Source organism: Archangium sp. (assembly GCF_036277355.1).
Lineage (GTDB): Bacteria > Myxococcota > Myxococcia > Myxococcales > Myxococcaceae > Archangium.
The window spans coordinates 1-22,684 of the sequence record NZ_DASUNC010000010.1 but is presented as its reverse complement, the minus strand read 5'-3'; the positions used below and the strand labels follow the sequence as shown (position 1 = coordinate 22,684).

The window sequence follows — 22,684 nt, the reverse complement described above, 5'->3', positions numbered from 1 at the left end:
TGACGAGGAAGGGGTAGCCCTGGGTGGGATGGGGCCAGAAGTCCACCGCGTACACGCGCAGCAGGTTGGGGTGGGAGGAGTAGGTGAAGAGGGCTGATGCCTCGCGCGCCAGGCGCCGCCAGGCGCTCGTCTCCTCCACGTACTGCGCTTCCGTGAGCGCCTCCGTGGATGGGTTGAGGGGAAGCAGCCCCATTTTCATGGAGTACGGCTGGCCGTCACGCTCCACCTTGAAGACGCGGGAGGAGCCTCCACGGCCCAGCACCGCGACGATGAGCCAGGGCCCCACCATATCGCCGGGTTTGAGGTGGTCTGGGTGCAGGGCTTCCGTCATGAGCCAGCGCTCCTACAGTTGCACATTGGGAATGGAGAGGTGCCGGCCGCCGCTCTTGTCGAGCAGCTCCAGGCGGAGGACGTTGTCCATCGTCCAGAAGGGGGCCTCCGTCTCCACCGCCACGAGGCCCTCCTCACCGGACAAGAGTTGCACCTTGTTCATGTCCACGGAGCGCACCTTCACCCGGGTTCCGTCCGCCAAGCTGAGCCGCGCCTCCTGTGGCGCCCAGGGCTTCTCCCCCGGGAGGTTGTGCACACGGACGACGGCGAGTGCCCAAAGCCCAGCGCGATACCCCTGGCCCCCCGCCACTTTCAGCCCGCTCTGAGTGGCGGTGGAGGACCCCTCGAAGGGGCGGGCCTTCACGCCAGCCAAGGTGAGCCGGCCTGAGAACACGAAGCCCGAAGGCCCATTCACGACCTTGAGCGCCGCGAGCTCCGCCTCCTTCTCCGCCAGCGCCGCCTCCAACGCCTCGACGGTGCGCGGGCGCCGCACCACATTCACCCGGGTGTCCACCAGCACGGGGTGGGAGACGAGGGCGACGGTGGCGTACACCGGGGGACCGCTGTCCTTGTATCGCACCCGTACAACCAGCCGCTCCCCATCCTCGGGCGCGACGAGTGGCTCGAGGAAGAGGGTGCGCTCGCCCGGATCCACCAACCGGAAGCGTGTCGCGCGCTCCGGCACTTCAACCGAGGCCCGATCGATGGGGGCGTCGAAGACGAGGGTCGTGGCGACGTTCGCCGCCACGTGCACCTCCGGCGCCGGCTCATGGGGGCCACTGGGGACGACGACTTGCCGTTGCTGTGGCTCGCGGACGGGGGGCTGGGGCTGCGCTGCTGCTGCCGTTCCCGTCAGAAGGAGAACGAGCGAGAACCACGGTAGGAGTCGTGCCAGGGTGGAATACCTCCAGAGTCAACCCTAGCAGATGTCGCATCCAGGACGACCTGTTACGCTGCGACGTATGAAGAAGGTCCAGTGGCCACTGCGTTACCGGCCCTTCTCTCTCGTGTCACAGGGGGCGTGGGTTCCACGGCTTCTCTTCTACGGTGTCTGCTTTTCCACGTGGGCCTTCAGGCCTCCGCTTCCCATCAGCGTGCGCCAGCCCTCGCGCAGCCTCGGACTCGTGTTCTCGTCCACGCGCCCGAAGACCGCGTCCTCCACACGCACCACCGTCGTGTCTCCCTGCTCCTTCAACGTCAGCCGTGCCGTCGTCGTCGCCGGCCCGCCGAACGCCGGAGTGAGGTGCCCCGCCAGCTCCAACACCGCCGGCGGCTCCACCACCAGCACCGTGTACCAGAGCGCCCCCGCGTCCCCTCCCCAGTCCTCGTACACCCGTCCTCCCGGACGCGCCTCGAGGATGAAGCCCTTCGGCTCCCGCCCCACGTAGAAGTCCCTCGGCCACCACTGGCCCGTCTCCTCCACCAGCGCCTTCCACACCCGCTCCCGCGGCGCGGAGATCGTCACCTCCACCTCCACCCGCGCCACGCCCACTCCAATCGAGGCCTGTGTCATGTCTCCTCCTCCTGGGCTCGCGGTCTACCACTCCTCGCGGCCGGTGCTCACCCGCCAGGGCCTCTCGGCGTCAGCGCATGGCGCGGCAGCCGCAACGTGAACGTCGTCCCCGCCCGCTCATCCGATGTCACCGTGATGGTCCCGTCATGCGCGTGGACGATCTCCTGCACGATGTAGAGCCCCAGTCCACCTGGAGGCCGCGGAAGGCCCGGGTGAGGGCGCGCACGGCCATGAGCCGGTCGGGCGCGCTGTCATCCACCACGAGCACCCGCCGGGGGCCGCGGGCCTCCGGTGTCTCAGGCATCATGGCGGGGTCCTCCGCCAGCCTCCTCGGGACACGAGCACGGCAGCTCGACGGTGAAGGTGGAGCCCCCTCCCGGAGTGCTCTCCACGGAGATGTGGCCGCCCAGGGCGCGCAGCACCTCGTGGGTGATGAAGAGGCCCAGGCCCAGGCCCCCGTAGTGCCGCTCCGACACGCCCCGCTCGAAGCGGCCGAAGATGCGCGCGCGCACCTCCTCGTCCATGCCGATGCCCTCGTCGCGCACCGTCAGCCGGGCCCACCCCTCCTGCTCCGCCAGCCGCACCTGCACGGGCCCCCCGGCGCCGAACTTGAGCGCGTTGGACAGCAGGTTGGCCACCACCTGCTCCAGCCGCAGCACGTCCCACGGGCCCAGCACCCGGGCGGGCGCCTCTATCTCCATGGCGCAGCCCGCGCGCTCCGCCTGCGTCTCGAAGCCGGCGGCCACGTCGCGCACGATGGCCGCCAGGTTCACGTCCCGCTCGCGGCGCAGGGTGAGCCGGCCGCTGGTGATGCGCGTGGCGTCCAGCAGGCTGTCCACCAGCGAGGCCATCCGCCGCACCTGCCCGTGCGCCACCTCCACGTGCCCGCGCAGCCGCTCCACGTCCAGCGCGTCCGTGCGCAGCCCGTTCTTCATCAACTGCAGGCGCAGCGCCAGCGGCGTCAGCGGCGTCTTCAGCTCATGGCTCGCCACGGAGAGGAACTCGTCGCGCAGGCGCACCGCCTCGCGCAGCTCCACCACCAGCCGCTCGCGCTCCGCCTCGGCCCGCAGGCTGCGCTCCTCCAACACCTCCCGCTCCCGCTCCCGCAGCTCCGTCTGCTGGCGCCGCAGCTCCTCGCGCTCGCGGTGCAGCTCCACGAAGACGCGCACCTTGGCCCGCAGAATCTCCGGCTCCACCGGCTTGCGCAGCCAGTCCACCGCTCCGCTCTTGTACGCCAGCGTGTGCTCCTCGGGCGGCGAGCCCGTCAGGAAGATGAGCGGCACGTGGCCCTGGGCCTCGTGCTCGCGCAGCAGCCGGGCCGTCTCGAATCCGTCCAGGCCCGGCATCCGCACGTCCATGAGCACGAGCGCGAAGTCCTCGTCCTCCAGGCGGTGCAGGGCCTCCTCTCCCGAGCAGGCCTTCACCAGGTGCAGCGCGAATGGCTCCAGGTGGCGCTCCAGGGCCATCAGGTCGGCGGGTTGGTCATCCACCAGCAAGACGCTGGTGCGCGGCGCGTCCCCTGCTTGCACGGCTCCTCCCAAGAACCCGGGTATGCCGCCGTATCACGAACGGGGCGCCACACAGCATCCAGACATGCTCATGCACCGCGCGTGAACGCGTTGCCGGACACTATACGGTCTTCCCTCCACCCGTGGACCGTCCCTCCGCCCACGCGTTGGGGGTGCGAGCAGCCGAGCCCCTTCAGTGCAGTCCCACCTGGGGAGACGGCGGCTCCCGCTGGCGCTCGGGGCCCGCCAGTGGCAGCACCAGGTGGAAGGTGGCGCCCTGGCCCGGGGTGCTCTCCGCGTCCACGCCTCCGCCCAGCGCCTCCACGATCTGCCGGACGATGTACAGCCCCAGTCCAAATCCGCCGTACTGGCGGACGGGCACCGCGCGCTCGAACTTGCCGAAGATGCGCTCCAGGTCCTCGGGCGCGATGCCGATGCCGTGGTCCTTCACCTCCAGCAGGGCCATGGCTCCACTGGAGTGCACCTGCACCTCCACGGGTGCGCCCGCGCCGTACTTCAGCGCGTTGGACACCAGGTTGGTCACCACCTGCTCCAGCTTCGTCCTGTCCCAGCGGCCCACCACCGGCCCGTCGGCGCGCAGCTCCAGGCGCGAGCCCGTGCGCGAGGCCTCCTCCTGGAGGCGCTCCAGCACCTCGCGCACCACCTGTACCAGGTCCACGTCGCTCAGCTCCAACCGCAGCCGTCCCTCGGCCAGGCGGGACACGTCCAGCAGCTCGTCCATCATCCGCGCCAGCTTGTGCAGCTGCCGCTGCGCCTTCTCCAGCCGCTGCGCCGTCTCGGCGTCCTCGGGGCGGGTGCCCTGGCGCGCGCGCTGGAGCAGCGTGTGCAGCTGAAGGCTCAGCGAGGTGAGCGGCGTCTTCAGCTCGTGCGAGGCGACGCTGAGGAATTCATCGCGCAGCCGCACCATCCGCTCCGCCTCCGTGCGGGCCTCCTGCGCCTCGGAGAAGAGCCGGGCCCTCCAGCGCGTCTCGCGCTCGCGCTGGGTGACGTCCACCGCCAGGCCGAGCGTGCCCGTCAGCCGCCCCTCGGGGTCGCGCAGCGGCACCCAGTGCGTCTCGTACATCCTCCCGTTGCTCAGCGTCTCCACGGAGAAGAACTCCTCCCCGGAGAGCGCCCGCCGCACGTTGGCGAGCACGCTGGTCTCGGCGCGGTAGAGGTCGAACACGGACATGCCCACCACCTGGCGGGGCTTGAAGCCCATCGTCTCCAGCCCCTGGCCCTCGGAGAGGGTGACGAGGCCGTCCCGGTCCAGCGCGAAGAGCACCACGGGCGCGTGGGCGATGAGCGCGTGGAGCCGGGCATCCATCTCCTGGGGCACGGGAGACTCCGTGGGTTTCCAGTCCGACAGGTCCAGGGCGAACGTCATCACCCGTCCCTCGCCCAGGCCCGTGGAGCCCAGCAGCACCGGCGCGCCGCTGCCGTCCTTGCGCATCAGCGTGCCCTCGTGGGAGTGGAAGCTGCCGTCGGTGCGCAGCCGCCGCAGGGCGCCCTCCGTCACGACGCGCTCGCGCGGGGGCGTCAGCTCGGACCAGGTGAGGCACTCCTCGCGCACGTCCCGCCGCGAGTAGCCCAGCATCCGCAGCAGGGCGGAGTTGGCATCCAGGACGCGGCCCTGGCCGTCGCTGGTGAAGAGCCCCAGCAGGTCCGAGTCCCACAGGGAGCGCAGGGTCTCGTCGCGGGTGTGCTCCAGGTCCAGCTGGTGCAGCCGGTCCAGGAAGCGGCCGAAGTGGTAGCCCACCACGCTGCCCAGGGTCTCGTCCGCCACGCGGTCCTCCCGGGGGGCGCGGCTGAGCAGCTCCAGCACGCCATGCACCCGGTTGCCGCCCCGCACCGGCACGAGGAGCCCCCCGCGCAGCCCGGCCCGCGCCGCCGCGTCCCCGCGGGGGAAGCGCACGTCCCGCGCCACGTCCTGGCTCCAGAGGGGCTCCCGGTGCGTGAAGGACTGGCCCGGCGGCCCCTCGGGGGGCACGAAGGTGCACCGCAGGGTGTCCTGCACGAAGTCGTGCAGGCCGCCGTCCACCGTCCAGAGGGTGAGGGGCACCCGTCCGGCGGCCTCCCGCTCCAGCCGCCAGTACGTGCCCAGCGTCCAGCCCTCCAGCTCCCCGCAGGCGCGCAGGACGGCGTAGGCGGCCTCCTCCTCGTCCGCGGCGGACGAGAACACCTGCGCCAGCGCGGCATCCAGCACCTGCGCCCGCTGGCTCAGCCGCAGCTGCCGCTCGAGCTCCACCTGCGCCTCCAGCGAGCGCAGGGAGACGATGACCAGGCCCTCCCCCTTCCCCCAGGGCCAGGGGGACAGCCGGGCCTCCACCTCCTGGGGACGTCCATCCCGGCCCAGGGCCGTCACCCGTTGGGGCTGGGCGGACATGGGACGGGGGGCCGGCTCCTCCCGGGGCCACCCGGGCAGCCCTCCGGGGAGCACCGTGGAGACGGGCCGGCCCAGCAGCTCCAGGCGGGACCAGCCCAGTAACACCTTCAGCCCCGCGTTGGCATGGAGGATGCGAGCCGAGCGATCCAGGGCCAGCAGGGGGTCTCCCAGGGAGTCCAGGACGCGCCGCACGTCGATGTCCATGATCGGGTGCCTCCCTGGTACGGGCTGGATCAGCCCCCGGGGGCGAGGCGGGGCATTCCGCCTGTCCGGGGGCCGATTCACCGGAAAAAGATAAGAACGTTCCGCTCCCCCGCCGGACCGCCGCTTTCTTCTTGTATAAGGGCGCCGGCATGGGCGGCGGTCGCTGCCCTGGTTGGAAAGGAAGGACACATGAGGAAGTTTCTGGTGGTAGCGGTGATGCTCGCCGTGGCGGGCTGTCAGCAGCAGGGCGGTGGCGGCGGCGGCGGTGGTGCCGCGGCGGCGCCGCAGACGGATGATCAGAAGACGTTCTACGCGCTCGGCCTCACGCTGGGCCGGCAGATCCAGGTCTTCGACATGACGCCCGAGGAGCTGGAGTTCGTGAAGGCGGGCCTGACGGCGCAGGTGACGGGCAAGGAGCCCGTGGTGGACATCCAGGCCTTCGGGCCGAAGCTGCCGGAGCTGGCGCGGGCCCGCTCCACCGCTCGCGCGGAGAAGGAGAAGGAGAAGGCCAAGGGCTTCCTGGAGCAGGCGGCCAAGGAGCAGGGCGCGGTGCGCACCGAGTCCGGCCTCATCTACAAGTCGCTGACGGAGGGCACCGGGGCGCAGCCGGGCCCGACGGACATCGTGAAGGTGAACTACCGGGGCACGCTGCCGGACGGCAAGGAGTTCGACAGCTCGTACAAGCGCAACGAGCCGGCGCAGTTCCCGCTCAACGGCGTCATCAAGTGCTGGACCGAGGGCGTGGCGAAGATGAAGGTGGGCGGCAAGGCGAAGCTGGTGTGCCCGTCCGACCTGGCCTACGGCGACCGCGGCACGCCGGGCATCCCCGGTGGCTCGGCGCTGGTGTTCGAGGTGGAGCTGCTCGACGTGCAGAAGAACGAGCCGCCCCCGGCGCCGGCGATGCCGGGCCAGCCCACGGCGCCGGGTCAGCCGGCGGCTCCGGGCGGCCAGCCGGCGGCTCCGGGCGGCCAGCCGGCCAAGAAGTAGTCCTTCGGGGCCGAGGGGTTCTCGCGGGCCATCGGGTTGCCTCCCTCACGGGGGGCCCCGGTGGCCCGTCGTCTTTCGTGCACCCGGGGGTGGGGGCCTCACGGAGCCCTGGCGCGGGCGGGTGGGGGCGCGTTACGCCGGAGCGCGCTCGAGGGCCCGAGGAGAGCGGCCCGGAGGAGAGGATGCGGATGAGCCTGCGGACGATGCTGGGGTGTGTGGCGCTGGTGCTGTTGTCGTGGAGTGGCTGTGCGGCGAAGCAGGGGGCGGAGAAGGGGGGCGCGGAGGAGCGGCGCGAGGAGCTGGGCGGCCTGACGGAGAAGGAGTTCCAGGCGCTGCACGAGCTGAAGGCGGAGGCGGCGCCGCCGCGCAAGGGGCAGATGTTGGAGATCGCCGGGGCGAGGGCCTACCTGAGCCTGCCGGAGCACGCGCGGCCGCCGATTCCGGGGGTGCTGGTCATCCACGAGTGGTGGGGGCTGAACGAGCACATCATGCACTGGGCGGACCGGCTGGCGGCGCAGGGCTACGCGGCGCTGGCGGTGGACCTGTACGGGGGCAAGGTGGCGGCCACGCCCGAGGAGGCGATGGCGGCCATGAAGGCGGTGGATGCGAAGCGCTCGGAGGAGATCCTCGAGGCGGCGCACCAGTACCTGATGACGGCCTCGCGGGTGCAGTCGACACGCACGGGGGTGATCGGCTGGTGTTTCGGAGGCGCGTGGTCGCTGCGCGCGGGCATGACGATTCCGGAGCTGAACGCGGTGGTGATGTACTACGGGCGGCCGGTGCTGAACGTGGACGAGCTGAAGACGATCAAGGCGCCGGTGCTGGGCATCTTCGGGACGAAGGACGAGTCGATTCCCAACGACGTGGTGGAGGAGTTCGACGAGGCGCTGGCGGACGCGGGGGTGGCGCACCGCATCCTGAAGTACGACGCGCCGCACGCCTTCGCGAACCCCTCGGCCCCGGGGCGCTACGACGCCGAGGCCGCGGCCGCCGCGTGGGAGCAGGTGAAGGGCTTCCTGGAGGAGAACCTGAAGCGGTGAGGCCGTTCGGGGCTATTTGGCGAAGCGTTTGTCGTTGAGCAGCTTCCACGCTTTCTTGTGGGTGGCGGAGGCGCCATTCTTGATGGCGCCGAGCGACTCCGCCGCCAGCTCGCCCGGGAACTCCCGGTGGATGCTGCCCTTGCGGCATCGGCCGATGAAGGAGAGCGCCTTCTCCTCGAGGTTCTCACTGGCGACACAGTTGGCGGCGGAAGCGGACGGGATGAAGTCCAGGCCCTGCCCGGCCGGAGTGGCGCAGAACGCCACGGCCGCCACGATGAAGGAGAGGAATCTTCTCATCAGTCGACCGAGCCTCCCAGCAGCGGTTCGAAGGCATGGTACGCGCCATAATCCCTGAAGTGACGCGCGTAGAGCTCCGCGCCGTCCTTCAAGTCGCCGTCCAGGACGGGGCTGACATCGACCACATGCTTGAGGGAATAGCGGATGTGCTCCCCTTCCGCGTTCTCGTATCGGGCCTCCTGCCGGCGTGCGTGGTCCGCCGCCCGGGCGCGTGCCTCCTCTTCACTCGTTGCTTGGATCAGCACGAACGACTCCTCGTACAGGGGTTTCTTGCCGCCCGATTCGGACGTGGACTCGTAGAGCAGGACGGCGATGTAGAGCTGCTGGGAGCGTTCCTCGGGCATGGTCTCTCCGGTGGGGCCGGGTCAGCGGACGCCCAGTATCCACCCTTCCTCGTGGAGGATGGCGGCCCGTTGAGCGGGCTCCAACTCCAGTGAGGGGCTGAACAGCGAGGCGAGCGTCCCCTCCGCGTCGAGGGTGGCGAAGTGCCGCGCGAGCGCCTCGACCTGGAGCTGGTCCTTCACGAGGCCCTCGCGGGCCGGGACGGTGAGGAGGGAAGGGTAGACCTCCGCGAGGATGAGCCGTGCCTTCCCCGGCACGCGCGAGGGCAGGGTGAGCCCCGTCTGGAAGGGCCAGACCTGGAGGTGTCCGGCGAGCCGGGGATCCTCGAGGAGCTGACGCACACGGGGAATCCCCAGCAGCGTCTGGCTGCCCACGGAGCCGATGCCGCAGAGCTTCCAGACGGGCTGGGCGCGGGGCAGGCGCGCCTCGGCGAGGCGCTTCTCCGCGAGCCCACGCACTGGATACGTGAAGGACCGGGTCGCCGTGAGGGACGGGAAGGCCTGTCCTCGCGGATGGCCCCAGAAGGGCCCGGTGCCTCCCGAGATGCGCGGGTTCAAGGCCGCGGCCACGTCGAAGCGGTTGTTGCCGTTGTCCGGCGTGTCGCGCACCAGGCGGCTCCACTCGTCCCAGAGGGCCCGCCACGGCTCGCCCCCGAGCCCGAGCGCCGCCGCCGTGCCCCGGGGATAGCCGAGCGCGAAGTCGAAGCCCACGAGCACACTCGCTCCGTCCGCCACGGCCCGCGCGAGCCGGGTGCCGATGGACTCGAGCGCCTCGGCGCGGGTGGAGGGATTCCCGGTCCGCTCCAGGCGGAGCCCGCGCCGCGTCCACGCCGCCACCGTCCACCAGATGCTGTCCCGGCCGCGCTTGGGGGTGCTGGAGGCGCTCCAGTCCACCACCAGGTAGGCATCGAAGCGCATGGCTCAGAACGGCTTCTGGCCCACGAAGTTGCCCGGTGGCGTGTAGTTGCACACCCAGAGCTGCCACGTGGGGAACTGCGCGCCGAAGGGCGAGTTCTTCGTGCAGAGGGCCGTCGCGCACCCCACGTGCGTCGTGTTGCGCCACACCACCTGCGTGTAGTGGCCGCACACCTTGCCCGGCGCGCACTTGTTCGTCGCGTAGGAGTAGTCGGCCACCTCGGACACCCAGTCCTCCACCACCTGCGCGTTCGTCTTCGAGCCCGGGGGCGCCGCCGCGGCGAGGTTCTCCCCGAACTGCTTGCCCCGGTTCTTGTTGTGCTCGAACTCGCACTTGCTGGCATACGCCTGCGCCACCTTCGCCGCCTCGGGGGACCAGGTGAGCGGGGGCAGGGCCTGCGACGGCGTGGGCTTCACCTTCGCGCGGGCCTGGTTGTGCGCGGCCACCATCTCGGCCGCCAGGGACGAGGGGGCGCCCGGGGCCGCCGTGGGCTTCTTCGTGGCCGCTTCGCTGGTGCCGCACGCGCCGGCTCCCACGGTCAGGCAGCTCAGCGAGAGGGCGAGCAGGCGGAACTTCGAGGTCTTCATGAGGGGCTCCTTTCCGTTGCAACACTTCGATGCGGGCGCGATTCGTGGCAAGGATGCGGCCCGAGAGACGAGACACCTCCACCCTACACGGAGCCGACCTTGGATACTCCGCACGACCCGCTCGCTGGCCTGCGCCCGGCCGCAGATGCCCGGGACCCCCGCGCTTCCGCGCTCCTGCGCGCCTTCACGCCCGGCACGCCGCTCCAGGACCGGACCGTCCTGCTCGGCCTGCCCTATGACGGCGGCATCCCCTCCCGGCCCGGTGCCCGCTTCGGCCCCAAGGCCCTGCGCGAGGCCCTCGGCTCCTATGGCTCCTTCGACGGCCAGCGCGAGCTGGGCGAGGTGGTGGACATGGGAGACCTCACGCTCGCCGCCATGAACGGCGCCACGACGCACGCCCGCGTCGAGGAGGCCTCGCGCAACCTCTTCACCTCGGGCGCGCGCCCCCTCTTCATCGGCGGAGACCATGGCCTCACCGGCTCGCTGATTCGCGGGCTCGCCGCCGCGCGTCCTGGCCTGCGCCTGGCGCTCGTGACGATCGACGCCCACCTGGACGTGCGCGAGTACGACGACGAGGCCTCGCTCTCCAGTGGCACGCCCTTCCGCCGCGCCCTGGAGACGCCCATCCTCACCGGCGCGCGCACCGCGATGCTTGGCATCCGCCACTTCGCCAACTCGCGCTACTACCTGTCCTGGGCCCGCGAGCAGGGCGTCCACATCTACACCGTGGAGGACATCGCCGAGCGCGGGGCCGTGCCCATCGCCCGTGAGGCCCTCTCCCACATCATGCGGGACGCGGATGCGCTCTACCTCAGCGTGGACATCGACGCGGCGGATGCCGCCGTGGCCCCGGGCGTCAGCGCCGTGGGCGTGGGCGGCCTCTCCTCGCGCGAGATGATCGACGTGGTGCGCACCGTCTCCGCCGAGCCGCGGCTGCTCGGCGCCGACCTCATGGAGCTCTCTCCTCCGCACGACGAGAACGCCCGCACCGCGAAGCTGACCGCGCGTCTGCTGTTGGAGCTCCTCTCCACCCGCGAATGATGGCATAGACCGCTATTCGCGGAATACTTGCTTCTCCGTGTAATTCGTGTACAACTGTACTTCTACACCTCGCGGTCCAGAGGGGGGAGTACATGTTCCAAGAGCTGATCCGTTCGTCGTTCCGAGTCATGTTGGGGGGCCTGTTGCTGGCCGCCTGTGGTGCACCACCCGAAGGGCTGCCCTCCGAGGAGGAGTCACTGGGCACCGCGCAGGCCGCGCTTTGCGCGGGCCTGACGGTCACCAGCCTCACCATGGATGGGGCCAGCTCCTACGAGGGCACGCTGGCCGGCGGTGGAACCTGGGCGGTGTCCGACCTGTCCAACGGGGCGCGGCTGGAGTACCGGCTCGATGGAAAGCTGATCACCGTCGAGGATCGCACCAACACCCAGGACATCTGGAACGTCAGCATGTCGGGCGTTGCCTGTGGCCCGCACGTGCTGGAGGTGAAGATCTGGCCCATGGTGATGTACAGCGGGGGCACCGCCGTGTGCGTGGACGCCTCCAGGGCCGTCTACAAGCACGTGCGGCAGGTGTGCCCCATGGTGGCCGCGGGCTCCAATCACACGGCGGCGCTGAAGGCGGACGGCACCGTGCAGACGTGGGGGTACAACTACTATGGCCAGCTCGGTGACAGGTCGGTCACCCCGCGTCACTCGCCGGTGACCGTGCCCGGCCTGGGCAACGTCGTGGACATCTCCGTGGGTGCCGCTCACACGGTGGCCCTGAAGGAGGACGGCACCGTCTGGGCCTGGGGCTACAACTACTACGGCCAGCTCGGCGATGGGACGACCACCCACCGCCTCATGCCGCGCAAGGTGTCCGGTCTCAGCAACGTCATCGCCATTGGCGCGGGTGCCTATCACACGGCGGCGCTGAAGGCGGATGGCACCGTCTGGACCTGGGGCTACAACTACGAAGGTGAGCTGGGCAACGGGACGACCACCCAGCGCACCACGCCGGGGCAGGTGCCGGGCCTCACCTCCGTCATCGACCTGGCCGTGGGCAGCTACCACACGGTGGCCGTGAGGCAGGACGGCACCGTCCGGGCCTGGGGCTACAACTACTTCGGCCAGCTCGGCGATGCGAGCACCACCAACCGCCTCTCGCCGGTGCTGGTGCCGATCAGCGGCGTCAGCCGTGTCTTCGCCGGCTACGGACATACCCTGGTGATGAAGCAGGACGGCATCGTCCATGGCTGGGGCAACAACAGCAACGGCCAGTTGGCGGATGGCTCGACCACCAACCGCACCACTCCGGTGCCGGTGTTGATCAACAACGTCACCACGCTCTCCCTGGGGGATTCGCACACGGTGGCGCTGATGCCGGACGGCACCGTGCGGACGTGGGGCTACAACTACTACGGCCAGCTTGGCAACGGGACCACCACCAATGCCCTCGTTCCGGTGGAGGTGTCCAACCTCACCAACGTCACCACGATCTCCGCCGGGAGCATCCACACGGTGGCCACCCGGCAGGACGGCTCCATCCGGGCCTGGGGCTACAACTATTACGGCCAGCTCGGCGATACGACGACGACCAACCGCTCCGCGCCCGTGTCGGCGCTGGCCAGCAACATCACCGACATCGACTCGGGCACCAGCCACATGCTCGCGGTGAAGCGGGACGGCACCGTCCGCGCCTGGGGCCTCAACGGCTCCGGCCAGCTCGGTGACGGGACGACGACCAACCAGGATCTGCCGGTGACGGTGTCTGGCCTCAATGGCGTCATCGCCGTCTCCGCGGGCGGCTCTCACTCGGTGGCGCTGAAGAAGGACGGCACCGTCTGGGCCTGGGGCTCCAACTATTACGGCCAGCTCGGCGATGGGACGAACACCCTGCGCCTCACGCCCGTGCAGGTGGCGGGTCTCACCGACGTCATCGCCATCGACGCGGGCAGCTACCACACGCTGGCGCTGAAGGCGGATGGCACCGTGTGGAGCTGGGGCTACAACGCCTACGGCCAGCTCGGCGATGGCACGGCCGTCTCCCGCAACGCGCCGGTGCAGGTGTCTGGCCTCAGCGGCGTCCTCGATCTCGCCGTGGGCATCTATCACTCCGTCGTGGTGAAGCAGGACGGCACCGTGTGGGGCTGGGGCTACAACGCCTACGGCGCGCTGGGCGATGGGACGACCACCACCCGCTACACTCCGGTGATGGTGCCGGGCATCAGCGATGGTCTGGCCATCAGCGCGGGCGCCTACTCCACCCTGCTGGTGAAGCAGAACCGCACCGTGTGGGGCTGGGGCTACAACCCCTACGGCGGGCTGGGCGACGGGACGACCACCCAGCGCCTCTCTCCCGTGCAGGCCACGGGCATCGGCGGCGTCGTGGACGTCTCGGCGGGCTACTACCACACGCTGGCCGTGAAGTCGGATGGCTCCGTGTGGAGCTGGGGCTACAACCCCTACGGCGCGCTGGGCGATGGGACGACGACGACTCGCTACACGCCCGCGGAGATTGCAGGCCTCGAGCCCGGCACGGAGGTGGATGCGGGCGGCTACTTCTCCGCGTCGCGCAAGCAGGATGGCACCGTGTGGGCCTGGGGCTACAACTATTACGGCCAGCTCGGGAATGACACGGTCACCAACAACTCCGCGCCCGCGAAGGTGCAGGGGCTCGTGACCATCATCTTCTACCCCCCGCCGTACCCCTGGCCGTACGATCCCATCTTCTTCCCCTGAGCTCCGCGCTCTCCATGTCAGGGCCCCAGGTTCCCCGGAGCCTGGGGCCCGTTGTATTTCAGGGCATCTCGTCAGGACTCCTCGACCCTGGCGGGTCTATCCGCCTCTCGACGGCGTGACGCTGGCGATGAAGACCCAGAACGCCTGATGCGCCAGCACGATGGCCCAGAACACCACCTGATACGAGACCTTGCGGGTCTTGTGCCGGAACGTCTGTTGGGCGATCAGTGCCCCCGGCCAGCCGCCCATCAGCTCGAAGAAGTGCAGCATCGCCTCGGACGTGCGCCACCTGCCGCGCGTGGCGCTCCGTTTGTCGTCCCAGTAGAGAGCGAAGGTCGCCAGGCTGACCAGGGGGTATCCCAACAAGAACAGCAGCGCGCCCGCGTGCCCGGCGAAGTACTGCCGGAGACAGACGGAGGCCGGCAGCGCGCAGAGGGCCAGGAAGATGACCCACTTCGCCGTGGAGTTCCGCATGGGACGGTCCTCCCCCTCTGGCCGCTCCTGCTCCCAGCTCACCTGGGCGGGCGGTTTGCCGCGGGCTTCCGGCTCGGCGGTGGCCAGCCCGGCCAGCCAGGCGTGCTCGGCACGTGGGCGGCCCTGAGGGTCCTTGCCGGCGACGAAGTTCACCGGGTCCCCGGTCTGTGGCCGCCGGTTGCCGCGAAACGCGGAGATGTGCAGGAAGACCTCCTGCCCCCCCGCCTTGGGCCGGATGAAGCCGAATCCCTTGTCATCGTTCCAACGGCTGATCACGCCTGGCGTTTCCATGCGTCCTCACGTGGGGGGTGTCTGGGGACGCACTCTAGCGGAAATCGTGAACGGCCCACTCCGCCAGGGAATCCTCGCCGTGGCGAGCGCGGCGAGCGCGGCACAGGGCGATGGCCCCCAGCGCATGGAGATTCGCGTTCATCCGCGCGAGTCTACGCGGAGGTGCCACCGGCGGAGGCGTCACTGCGAGCGCTTCGACGCGCGCGATAGGCCTCCCACGCGCCGGTGGACCAGAGGGCACAGGCGACGAGCACGGGCTGGAAGAAGAGCCGGATGAACCGCGCCCTGTCGGTGTCGAGCCCGAACGCGTTGATGCCATTCATGTACTGAGAGATGTTGCCCGGGAAGACCGCGACGAAGAACGCGGCCACCCCCCACCCCACCTGCGGGCGCAGGCGGCGCGCGAAGAGGAGCGCCGCGCCGAGCACGAGCTCGACCACGCCCGAAGCGAGGACGACGAAGTCGGCGTCCAGCGGCACCCACCTCGGGACCTGGGCCAGGAACTCGGTCCGGGCCCACGTGAGGTGGCCCGCCCCCGCGAGGAGCAGGGAGGCTCCCAGCCAGATGCGCGCAACGGTCTTCAGGACACTGGGGCGTGCCACGGCGACGTCTCGAGACATGAGTCCTCCAGGAAATGTGCGTGGAGCTCGCGCGGCGAGCGGTCCAGTCATCATCAATATTGTTCGCAATTAAGTTGCGCGCAATGTGTTTCGAGAGCGCCATCTACCGCGTCTTCTGATGCGCGGTGGGCGCGGGCTGCTCCCAGAGGAGGGCTTCGTCCGGAGCGGCCTGGAGGCCGTGCTTCCTCGCGCGAAGCCAGGCGTCCACGGAGAGCGCATCGCCGCAGGGGCTCGCCGCGAGCAACAGCGCGAACCACAGGAGGTGGTGGGTGTGGATGACCGTCCCGGAGAACTGGGGGACCGCCAGCACGTAGGCCAACGAGAGCGCCGCGAGCACGGTCGCCACCCGCGTGAACAGCCCCAGCACGGAGAGGAGTGCCGAGGGGACGAGGATGCCGAGCGCGGCCCAGGCCCAGGCGGGTGACATCGGGAGGTGGGGCGCGAGCCACGCGAGGCCTCCGGGAGCGGCTCGCAGGGCCGCGGATGCCGTGGCCCACGCGGGCGCCTCGTAGATGTCACGCGAGAGCAGCACGACGCCGAAGACGGTGATGCGGAACACCGCCAGCTCGACCGCGCTGCCCGTGAGGTACCCGCGCATGACGCGTCAGCGAGGCTCGAGCCCGCGTGCCCTCAAGGGCGCGAGCACCTCGGTCTCCATCGACTTGCGCGCGAGGTCCATGTACGCCCGCGACCTCATCCACCCGAGGGCATGGATGGCCGCGGGCTCTCCCTCTCCCTGTGCGGCGATGCGGGCCTGGTTCTCCCGGACCGCGGCGATCGTCTTCCCCGCCGCTTCACGCAGCACCTCCCGCTCGTCCTCCTCCAGCAGGGGCAGGGCCCAGTCCAGGAACATCCACCCGAACTGTCCGTGCGCGGCCTCGTCCTTGACGATCCGCCCCAGCACCGCCTTCACCAGCGGGTGCGTCGCGGCGCGCCAGGTGCCTCGGAGCAGGGGGATGGAGATGGCCTCGCCCACGCAGAAGTAGCGCACGACGAGCTCCGCCGCCTGGGCGAGCGCACGGCCCGGCCGGGGCGGTGGAATCATGGCCAGCGGATCATGCAGGAGGGGGATGCCTCCACCCAGCTCGCTCGCCAGCCGCGCGCACAGCTCGACGTGGACCATCTCGTCGAGCGGGAAGCGGCAGGCCATGGCGATGAGATCCAGGGGCGCCCGCGCGGCGATGAGCGCCTGCAGCGTCGCGGTGCACGCGGCGGCGGTGCGGTGTTCCTGGAAGGCGGCCTCGGTCCAGGCCCTCCGCGCCGCGAGGACGAGGTGTTCGGGAAACGCCTCCGGCCGGAGCGTCCCCCAGGGGAGCGCTTCCACTTCGGGCCGGAGCTTGCGGTAGCGGCGCTCGACGTTGCCTCCGAGCATCCCCAGCTCGAACAGCTCCTCGCCGGGGACGTGGGGCAGGACGAGCGTGCTCATCGACCGCCGTCCGTAGTGCCGCCATCCCCGGTATGGGCCCGCGGCCCTGCGGAAGCTCTGCCATGTCGTTCTCCTCGTCCCCGGGTGGCTGCCCGGGGGCGGGAGCAAGCATACAGGCCCTCCCAGGGCGGAGACCTCCGTCAGGTCCCGGTCGAGGCCCAGTTCGACCAGTCCTGCCAGCCGGTCCCGCTCTGGGCCGGGTCGCCGCACGAGTACTTGCTCCCGTTGCAGCGGCCGACGCGGAACTCGAAGCGCTTTCCTTCGCCGAAGTCCTTGTTGCAACCTCCGTGGGTGTTCGCGCCGCCCGTCCAGTAGCAGAGGCCACGACGCGAGCCGTCGCCGAGGCGCCAATGCACGCCGATCCGCATGCCGTCGGAGTAGTAGTCGGCGAGGCCGATCTTGTCGCCGTAGGCCTGGTAGCCGCCACGCCCCACCTCACCCGGGAACATGTCCGGGGCGTAGACGAAGTTGACGATGTCGTAGCTGACGTCGACCGAGGCGCTGGCCTCGTTGTACTCGAGCGCCGCCAACTCCGCCGGGTGGGTCCCCAGCTCCTCCGACGAAAGGCCGGTGGCATCCTCCATCCCCGCACCACACCCCGTGCCGAGCACTGCGGCGACCGCGATCAAGAGCATCCGATGCATGTTTGTCCTCTGTCGAGGGCGCCGCCGGAGGCCCCCTCGCGTGAGTTGAAGTGTCTGGAATGAATACTGGATTATCAGTCAAAAGCCGACAGGCCTCCGAAACCGGCTGCGACATCTGGCGCAGCGCGGCCGCGGAAGAATCCCGCCGGAAATCGATTTCTGGGATGCGGACGCACCCGGAGCCTCCGGGTGCTTCAGCCTGGGACGAGACACTGATACGGAGCGCGGGTCGCCGACAACCTGGAGCAGTTCCCGCGGCACGCGCTCGACTCGAAGGGACGCCCCTCCTTCCAGGAGCCAGGGCTCACGCTGGGGGAGCGCGTCGCTCTGTGAAGGGAGGCCGGAGGGCTCCTACCGGCGACTTCCGCCGGGGCAGGGTGTCGGCCGTTGGAACGGATGGCGCCGTTCGTCTACAACCGGCGCTACGCCATGCTGACGACCTTCCGACGTGTGTCCGTTCTGGTCCTCGCCTCCGTGCTCCTTGCCTGCGCCACGCGTGGTGCAACGCCCACCTCCGAGCCCTCCACCGAATCGCCGATGAAGACACCTCCCGCCCTGGACTCCTTCGCCGAGCAGTACGTGAAGCTGGTCCTCGCGGTGGGCCAGCATGACGCCGACTACGTGGACGCGTACTACGGGCCCGAGGCCTGGGCGAAGGAGGCCGAGGCCGCGAAGCTGCCCCTGCCGGTGATTGGCGAGCGCACCGCCGCGCTGGTGAAGCAGGTGGAAGCGGTGCCGGTGCCCAGGGATGCACTGGTCGCGATGCGCCGCCGTTTCCTGCTGACCCAGCTCTCGGCCCTCGGCGCGCGCGTGCGGATGCTGTCGGGAGAGACGCTGAAGTTCGACGAGGAGAGCCAGGCGCTCTATGCCGCGCGAGACCCGGGGCACACCGAGGCGGAGTTCGAAGCGGTGCTCGCCGGGCTGGAGCGGCTCGTCCCCGGCCAGGGTCCACTGCCCGAGCGTCTGGAGCGCTTCCGGAAGGACTTCGTCATTCCCGTGGAGAAGCTGGACGCCGTCTTCCGTGCCGCCATCGAGGAGTCGCGCCGCCGCACGCTGAAGCACGTGGCGCTGCCCGCCCACGAGACGTTCACCCTGGAGTACGTCAACAACAAGCCTTGGGGCGGTTACAACTGGTTCAAGGGCAACGCGAAGAGCGTGATTCAAATCAACACGGACCTGCCTCTCTTCATCATGCGCGCCATCGACCTCGCCGCGCACGAGGGCTATCCCGGCCACCACGTCTACAATGCGCTGCTGGAGCAGCACCTGGTGCGCGAGCGCGGTTGGGTGGAGTTCTCGGTGTACCCGCTCTTCTCGCCCATGTCGCTCATCGCCGAGGGCAGCGCCAACCATGGCATCGAGCTGGTCTTCCCCGATGCGGAGGCGTACCTGCGCGACGTCCTCTTCCCGCTCGCGGGGCTCGACCCGAAGCGCGCTGCCGACTACGTGCGGATGGAGGCGCTGACCGAGAAGCTGTCCTACGTGGTCAACGAGGTCGCGCGCCGGTATCTCGATGGCACCATGAGCCGGGAGGAGGGGCGCGACTGGCTCGTGCGCTACGGGCTGCTGTCCCCCGAGCGCGCCACCCAGCGGATGGCCTTCATCGACCACAATCGCTCGTACGTCATCAACTACAACCTGGGGCGTGACATGGTGAAGCAGTACGTGGAGCGGAAGGCGGGTCCGGGCGCGTCGCACGAGCGGCGCTGGGAGGTGTTCCGCGAGCTGCTGTCCTCGCCAGCGCTGCCGGCCGATCTTCGCCAATAGCGCCAGGCTCCCACGAGACTCCGCCAGGCCCGCTCCGGGAGTGACAGGCGGCGGGTTCGATTCCCACCGCCTCCACTTTTTTACGCCGTGCTTACGGGTGGTTGGCGGCTTCCTCCATCCGTGTTGCACGTATGTCGCACGCGGGCGCAGAGGGCCGGTCGAGAACCCCGACCGCCTCTCTGCGCGTGTCCGGGCTCAGGTGGGCGTAGCGCTCCGTCCTGTCGATGGTCGCGTGCCCCATCAGCTCCTTGATGACCGTCAGCGGTATCCCCCTCATGGCGAGGTGGCTGCCGTAGGTGTGCCGCAGGTCGTGCCAGCCGATGCGGCCCTGCTCGCGGGTGATGCCCGCCCGCTGGAGGGCCCGGCGCAGCGGCAGCTTGAGCAGCCCATCAGTAAGCGGCCGACCGTCCTCCTGGCAGAACACGTAAGGGCCGCGCAGGTGCCGGTGCTCCTTGAGCGCGTCCACTGCCGAGCCGGGCAGCTCCACCGTCCGCTCGCGTCCGCCCTTGGGCAAGTCTTGCGCATGACAGCCTTGAAATCCTCTATCTCCGCCGGGCCAATGGCAGCCAGCGCCATTTCACCGAAAAACGGCAGGATGTGAGCCTCCAGGATTTGGCTCTTGCTGACGATGCTGGAGTGTTTGTTGTTGTTCTCGCTGTAGATCAGGAAGCGCGGGGCGAACTCCGCCAACGTCATAGGGCGCTCCTCGTTGTCTTTCTCCTTTCCGAAGGTTCCATTGAGGAGGGAGGCGCGCAATTCGCGCTCGTACTGCTCGGCACCCCGGCGCGTCTGCACTGGCGAGAACTTCACGACTCACCGTGAGAAACGCGGGCGCGGCGTCCGTGGCAACGGGGGGCGCGCTCATGGCTGGTGCCCCTCCTGCACTGGTGTTGCTCTCCGGGTTGGAAAAGGGGCCGCACTCCAGAGAATGCCGCGCCGCCGGTGCATCGACGCGCGAGCTTCCCGCCGGTCCCAAGCACTGGCCCCCAGGCAAGTGAACACAGGCGCGGTCTGGAGTGAACACAGGCGCGGCTTGGAGTGACTACCGGCGTTTTTCCCGGCGTCCTCGCCTGTCAGCCACGTTGCCGACGAGCTGCTGCGCTACGTCGAGCGGCACGGACAAGGGCTGTCTCGCTGGGACCTGCGCCGGATGGTGCAGGAGTACCGGAGCCTCTTCCTTCTCCGTCAGGATGGCTTTCTCGCAGCAGCGCTTACCGGCGAGCCCGCGCGGTGGATGGGTAGGGTCGAGGTTCGCGACCACGGGGCAGGCGCGGCTGAGTTTGAAATGGGCGTATTCTACATACGCGCGGACGGCGAGAGCTGGCGACGTGCGGACAGCCCCAACCTCGACAGGCTGTAGGGCTTCGTAAGGAGATCACAACATGGCGGACAGCTCCGGCCCGCGTCTTATCTTCGAATTCGAGGGCTACAAATACGAGGTTTACGACACCCAGGTTCTAAACCGGGACTACGACACGCTTCTTCTTGCCTGGAGGCACCCCATCGGCGGAAGCACGGGCCGTCGCTCAAGGGTCATTCTCAAGCCTGTGCAGGTGTCCTCAGACAGTGAGAAGGGTGAGCGGGTTTGGGAAGAGGTGCAGCTCGCGTCGCACCTGGATCACCCGGGCATCGCCAGGGTTTACGGCTTCGCTTCCCATGGCGACACCGCCTATGTGGTCATGGAGCACTTGCGCGGTTGCTACCTCCTCACCGCGATGGATTTCGCGCTGCTGGTGGAGCGTCGTTTGTCGCCCGCCTTTGCGGCATACGTCACGGCGCAAGTAGCGGGTGCGCTGGGTTACGCTCACCAGCGCCTCAGCAGCGAAGGCCACCCGATGCACATCGTCCATCGTGCCGTGGGTCCCATGCGGATCCGTCTCGGGTTTGATGGGCGCGTCAAGCTCGCGAACTTCGGTGCCGCGTACTCGGAGCTGCGCGACCGCTTGAAGACGCCGCCCGGCCTGCTGCGCGGCGACCCGGCCTACTGTGCGCCCGAGGTTCTGCGCGCTGTGATGGAGTCCACCGGGAGCCGAGCCGACCCGCTTATCGGGGGAGTGATTGACGGCAGAGCGGACGTGTTCTCGCTCGGGCTTGTTCTGCTGGAAATGCTGCTGGCCGAATACCCGCTCGACCCGACCGATACACCTGTGGAGAGTGCCCCGGTCGGGTTCTCATTCCCTGTACGTGCCGAGCGGACCACACAGCTAAGCCTGGACGTGTTGTCTTACCGGCTGCTGCGTTTTCACCCTTCGGAAGCGGAACGCCGGCTTGAGTTCGCGCCCGCTCCTTTGCGGTCCATTGTCCGGCGTGCGCTCCAGCCGGAGCCGCGCGAGCGTTTTTCTGCCGCCGAGATGCGCGAAGAGCTGCTCGTCTACCTGGGGACCGTAGAGCCGCCGGTCCTCGCTGATGAGGCCGCAGCGGAGCTGAAGGCGATTTTCGAAGCTGCCGCAAGGGTCAAGCGACTGACGGCGAACCCCATCGAGCGGACGGCGCTAACGCCCGACGAGGACGAGGGTTAGGTCAATGAAAGGGAAGCCAGGCAAGAAGGAGGGCGCCACCAAGGGGAAAAACCGAACCGAACTCAGTATTCAAATCGGCAAGGCCGCGCGGGCGGCCCGGTTGAAATTGAAACTGACTCAGGAGGACATGGCCGAGCGGGTCGGTTTGACGCCGGAAGTGTATGGGAGGCTGGAGCGAGGCGCCATGCTTCCGAGCACGCCAACGCTGACGAAGATCTGCGTTGCACTTGGGCTCTCTGCGGACTGGCTTGTGGGTCTCGTCGAAAGGGAAGCCACTCAAACCCCACCGGCACCCGACGAAGAACTGACGCCGGAGATCAGACGGTTGCTGCGGCTGGTGCGAACGATGGATGACGAGCAGTTCGCCATTTTCAAGGGAACGGCGACCGGGTTGGCCAGGCTCAACAAGAGGCGGCAGCAAGGCAAGCGTGATAAGGAAAACGGCGCCATCAATCTGAGAGGCATACCGCATGGAAGATGACCTTCTACAAAAGAGACTCGGCGAGGCAGCCCGAACCGCACGCGAGGCGCTCGGGCTCACTCAGGCACAAGTAGCCGATGCGGCAAGGATGAGTCCGGCCGTGTATGGGCGCATCGAGCGCGGCGGCATGATGCCGAGCGTTCCGGCGCTGCGAAGGCTCGCGGTCGCGTTGGGTGTTTCCCCGGCTGTGCTCCTGGATATGAGCGCGCGAGAGATGCCTGCCACCGACAAGGATCTGTCACCCGAGACCCGGAAGGCTGTCGGGCTCCTGCGGACGTGGCCGGAGTCCAAGGTCGCGGTCGGGTGTGCACTGCTGCACGTGCTCGACGCCGCGCCGATGCGCGAGGAATAGGCCCGTCCCGAAGAAGGGACGGGGGCGGTGGGTGGGGCGGCCGACTTGGAGCGGTCGCCAGCCTTGGAGGGGTCCACCTGCCGCCCCGGTCCCGCTGTCTGAACCGTATTCCTGCGGTTATGCTACGCTCCCCCATCCAGGAGGTGAGGTAGAGCGTGGGACTGACACTCAGGCACCCGGACATCGGCGACATGATCGGGGACTACAAGGTGGTGGGGTTCTTGGGCGCGGGGGGCCTCGGGATCGTCTACAAGGTCGAGCGCGGTGGGCTCTTTTTTG

23 protein-coding genes and 2 pseudogenes are annotated in these 22,684 nt (G+C 69.3%); 8 read left to right on the top strand and 17 right to left on the bottom strand.

Annotation, left to right across the window (positions count from 1 at the left end):
* The 7 genes and pseudogenes from VFZ09_RS02155 to VFZ09_RS02125 form a co-directional block, all read right to left on the bottom strand.
* Positions 1 to 331 (bottom strand): annotated as a pseudogene (locus VFZ09_RS02155) (serine/threonine protein kinase); the annotation flags it as partial.
* A 12-nt stretch (positions 332 to 343) separates the two neighbouring features.
* A complete protein-coding gene (locus tag VFZ09_RS02150) occupies positions 344 to 1,225 on the bottom strand; it encodes a DUF2381 family protein (RefSeq protein ID WP_329725764.1) in 882 nt (293 codons plus the stop codon).
* Between the two features lie 147 nt (positions 1,226 to 1,372).
* Positions 1,373 to 1,843, bottom strand: coding sequence for an SRPBCC domain-containing protein (locus VFZ09_RS02145; RefSeq protein WP_329725763.1), 471 nt, complete (start codon positions 1,841 to 1,843; stop codon positions 1,373 to 1,375).
* A 47-nt stretch (positions 1,844 to 1,890) separates the two neighbouring features.
* Positions 1,891 to 2,013, bottom strand: coding sequence for a hypothetical protein (locus VFZ09_RS02140; protein ID WP_414640663.1), 123 nt, complete (start codon positions 2,011 to 2,013; stop codon positions 1,891 to 1,893).
* Positions 1,971 to 2,150 carry a hypothetical protein gene (locus VFZ09_RS02135; protein WP_329725762.1) on the bottom strand — a complete coding sequence of 60 codons (180 nt, stop codon included), beginning with the start codon at positions 2,148 to 2,150 and terminating at the stop codon, positions 1,971 to 1,973. The genes VFZ09_RS02140 and VFZ09_RS02135 overlap by 43 nt, the downstream gene beginning before the upstream one ends.
* A complete protein-coding gene (locus VFZ09_RS02130) occupies positions 2,140 to 3,372 on the bottom strand; it encodes a hybrid sensor histidine kinase/response regulator (protein WP_329725761.1) in 1,233 nt (410 codons plus the stop codon). The genes VFZ09_RS02135 and VFZ09_RS02130 overlap by 11 nt, the downstream gene beginning before the upstream one ends.
* Positions 3,373 to 3,544: 172 nt before the next feature.
* The gene (locus VFZ09_RS02125; protein ID WP_329725760.1) at positions 3,545 to 5,941 is read right to left on the bottom strand and encodes an ATP-binding protein; all 2,397 of its coding nucleotides are present in this window, start codon (positions 5,939 to 5,941) and stop codon (positions 3,545 to 3,547) included.
* Positions 5,942 to 6,130: 189 nt separating this feature from the next.
* On the opposite strand from VFZ09_RS02125, the gene VFZ09_RS02120 reads away from it, so the two are divergent.
* Both VFZ09_RS02120 and VFZ09_RS02115 read left to right on the top strand, forming a co-directional pair.
* The gene (locus tag VFZ09_RS02120) at positions 6,131 to 6,928 is read left to right on the top strand and encodes an FKBP-type peptidyl-prolyl cis-trans isomerase (RefSeq protein ID WP_329725759.1); all 798 of its coding nucleotides are present in this window, start codon (positions 6,131 to 6,133) and stop codon (positions 6,926 to 6,928) included.
* 188 nt (positions 6,929 to 7,116) lie between these two features.
* Positions 7,117 to 7,968 (top strand): dienelactone hydrolase family protein, encoded by an 852-nt coding sequence (locus VFZ09_RS02115; RefSeq protein WP_329725758.1) that lies wholly within the window; start codon positions 7,117 to 7,119, stop codon positions 7,966 to 7,968.
* A gap of 12 nt (positions 7,969 to 7,980) precedes the next feature.
* On the opposite strand, the gene VFZ09_RS02110 is transcribed toward VFZ09_RS02115, so the two are convergent.
* Genes VFZ09_RS02110 through VFZ09_RS02095 form a run of 4 tightly spaced genes read right to left on the bottom strand, consistent with a single transcriptional unit; the run spans position 7,981 to position 10,109 of the window.
* Complete coding sequence (locus tag VFZ09_RS02110; protein ID WP_329725757.1) at positions 7,981 to 8,265, bottom strand: hypothetical protein; 285 nt, start codon at positions 8,263 to 8,265, stop codon at positions 7,981 to 7,983.
* Positions 8,265 to 8,609, bottom strand: a complete 345-nt coding sequence (locus VFZ09_RS02105) for a DUF4288 domain-containing protein (RefSeq protein WP_329725756.1) — start codon at positions 8,607 to 8,609, stop codon at positions 8,265 to 8,267. The genes VFZ09_RS02110 and VFZ09_RS02105 overlap by 1 nt, the downstream gene beginning before the upstream one ends.
* A 21-nt stretch (positions 8,610 to 8,630) precedes the next feature.
* Positions 8,631 to 9,524: a hypothetical protein gene (locus VFZ09_RS02100; RefSeq protein WP_329725755.1), complete on the bottom strand. Its 894-nt coding sequence runs from the start codon at positions 9,522 to 9,524 to the stop codon at positions 8,631 to 8,633.
* Positions 9,525 to 9,527: 3 nt separating this feature from the next.
* Entirely contained in the window at positions 9,528 to 10,109 is a 582-nt protein-coding gene (locus VFZ09_RS02095; protein ID WP_329725754.1) for a CAP domain-containing protein, read from the bottom strand.
* Positions 10,110 to 10,208: 99 nt separating this feature from the next.
* Here VFZ09_RS02095 and VFZ09_RS02090 point away from each other — a divergent pair, with 99 nt between their 5' ends.
* Both VFZ09_RS02090 and VFZ09_RS02085 read left to right on the top strand, forming a co-directional pair.
* Entirely contained in the window at positions 10,209 to 11,150 is a 942-nt protein-coding gene (locus tag VFZ09_RS02090) for an agmatinase family protein (protein ID WP_329725753.1), read from the top strand.
* Positions 11,151 to 11,242: 92 nt separating this feature from the next.
* A complete protein-coding gene (locus VFZ09_RS02085; RefSeq protein ID WP_329725752.1) occupies positions 11,243 to 13,831 on the top strand; it encodes an RCC1 repeat-containing protein in 2,589 nt (862 codons plus the stop codon).
* 96 nt (positions 13,832 to 13,927) lie between these two features.
* Here VFZ09_RS02085 and VFZ09_RS02080 read toward each other — a convergent pair whose 3' ends face one another.
* The 5 genes from VFZ09_RS02080 to VFZ09_RS02060 form a co-directional block, all read right to left on the bottom strand.
* Entirely contained in the window at positions 13,928 to 14,581 is a 654-nt protein-coding gene (locus tag VFZ09_RS02080) for a cold shock and DUF1294 domain-containing protein (protein WP_329725751.1), read from the bottom strand.
* A gap of 167 nt (positions 14,582 to 14,748) precedes the next feature.
* On the bottom strand, positions 14,749 to 15,216 hold the full coding sequence (locus VFZ09_RS02075) for a hypothetical protein (RefSeq protein WP_329725750.1): 468 nt from the start codon (positions 15,214 to 15,216) through the stop codon (positions 14,749 to 14,751).
* A gap of 103 nt (positions 15,217 to 15,319) precedes the next feature.
* Complete coding sequence (locus tag VFZ09_RS02070) at positions 15,320 to 15,814, bottom strand: hypothetical protein (RefSeq protein WP_329725749.1); 495 nt, start codon at positions 15,812 to 15,814, stop codon at positions 15,320 to 15,322.
* Positions 15,815 to 15,820: 6 nt separating this feature from the next.
* Entirely contained in the window at positions 15,821 to 16,642 is an 822-nt protein-coding gene (locus VFZ09_RS02065; RefSeq protein ID WP_329725748.1) for a hypothetical protein, read from the bottom strand.
* Positions 16,643 to 16,782: 140 nt separating this feature from the next.
* The gene (locus VFZ09_RS02060) at positions 16,783 to 17,286 is read right to left on the bottom strand and encodes a hypothetical protein (RefSeq protein ID WP_329725747.1); all 504 of its coding nucleotides are present in this window, start codon (positions 17,284 to 17,286) and stop codon (positions 16,783 to 16,785) included.
* A gap of 396 nt (positions 17,287 to 17,682) precedes the next feature.
* Here VFZ09_RS02060 and VFZ09_RS02055 point away from each other — a divergent pair, with 396 nt between their 5' ends.
* Positions 17,683 to 19,053, top strand: coding sequence for a hypothetical protein (locus VFZ09_RS02055; protein ID WP_329725746.1), 1,371 nt, complete (start codon positions 17,683 to 17,685; stop codon positions 19,051 to 19,053).
* Between the two features lie 91 nt (positions 19,054 to 19,144).
* Here the strand turns inward: VFZ09_RS02055 and VFZ09_RS02050 are convergent.
* Positions 19,145 to 19,863, bottom strand: a pseudogene (locus tag VFZ09_RS02050) (tyrosine-type recombinase/integrase).
* Between the two features lie 572 nt (positions 19,864 to 20,435).
* Here VFZ09_RS02050 and VFZ09_RS02045 point away from each other — a divergent pair.
* Genes VFZ09_RS02045 through VFZ09_RS02035 form a run of 3 tightly spaced genes read left to right on the top strand, consistent with a single transcriptional unit; the run spans position 20,436 to position 22,405 of the window.
* Complete coding sequence (locus VFZ09_RS02045; protein WP_329725745.1) at positions 20,436 to 21,572, top strand: serine/threonine protein kinase; 1,137 nt, start codon at positions 20,436 to 20,438, stop codon at positions 21,570 to 21,572.
* 4 nt (positions 21,573 to 21,576) lie between these two features.
* Complete coding sequence (locus VFZ09_RS02040) at positions 21,577 to 22,053, top strand: helix-turn-helix transcriptional regulator (protein ID WP_329725744.1); 477 nt, start codon at positions 21,577 to 21,579, stop codon at positions 22,051 to 22,053.
* Entirely contained in the window at positions 22,043 to 22,405 is a 363-nt protein-coding gene (locus VFZ09_RS02035) for a helix-turn-helix transcriptional regulator (protein ID WP_329725743.1), read from the top strand. Before VFZ09_RS02040 ends, VFZ09_RS02035 begins: the two co-directional genes overlap by 11 nt.
* Positions 22,406 to 22,684 lie beyond the last annotated feature (279 nt).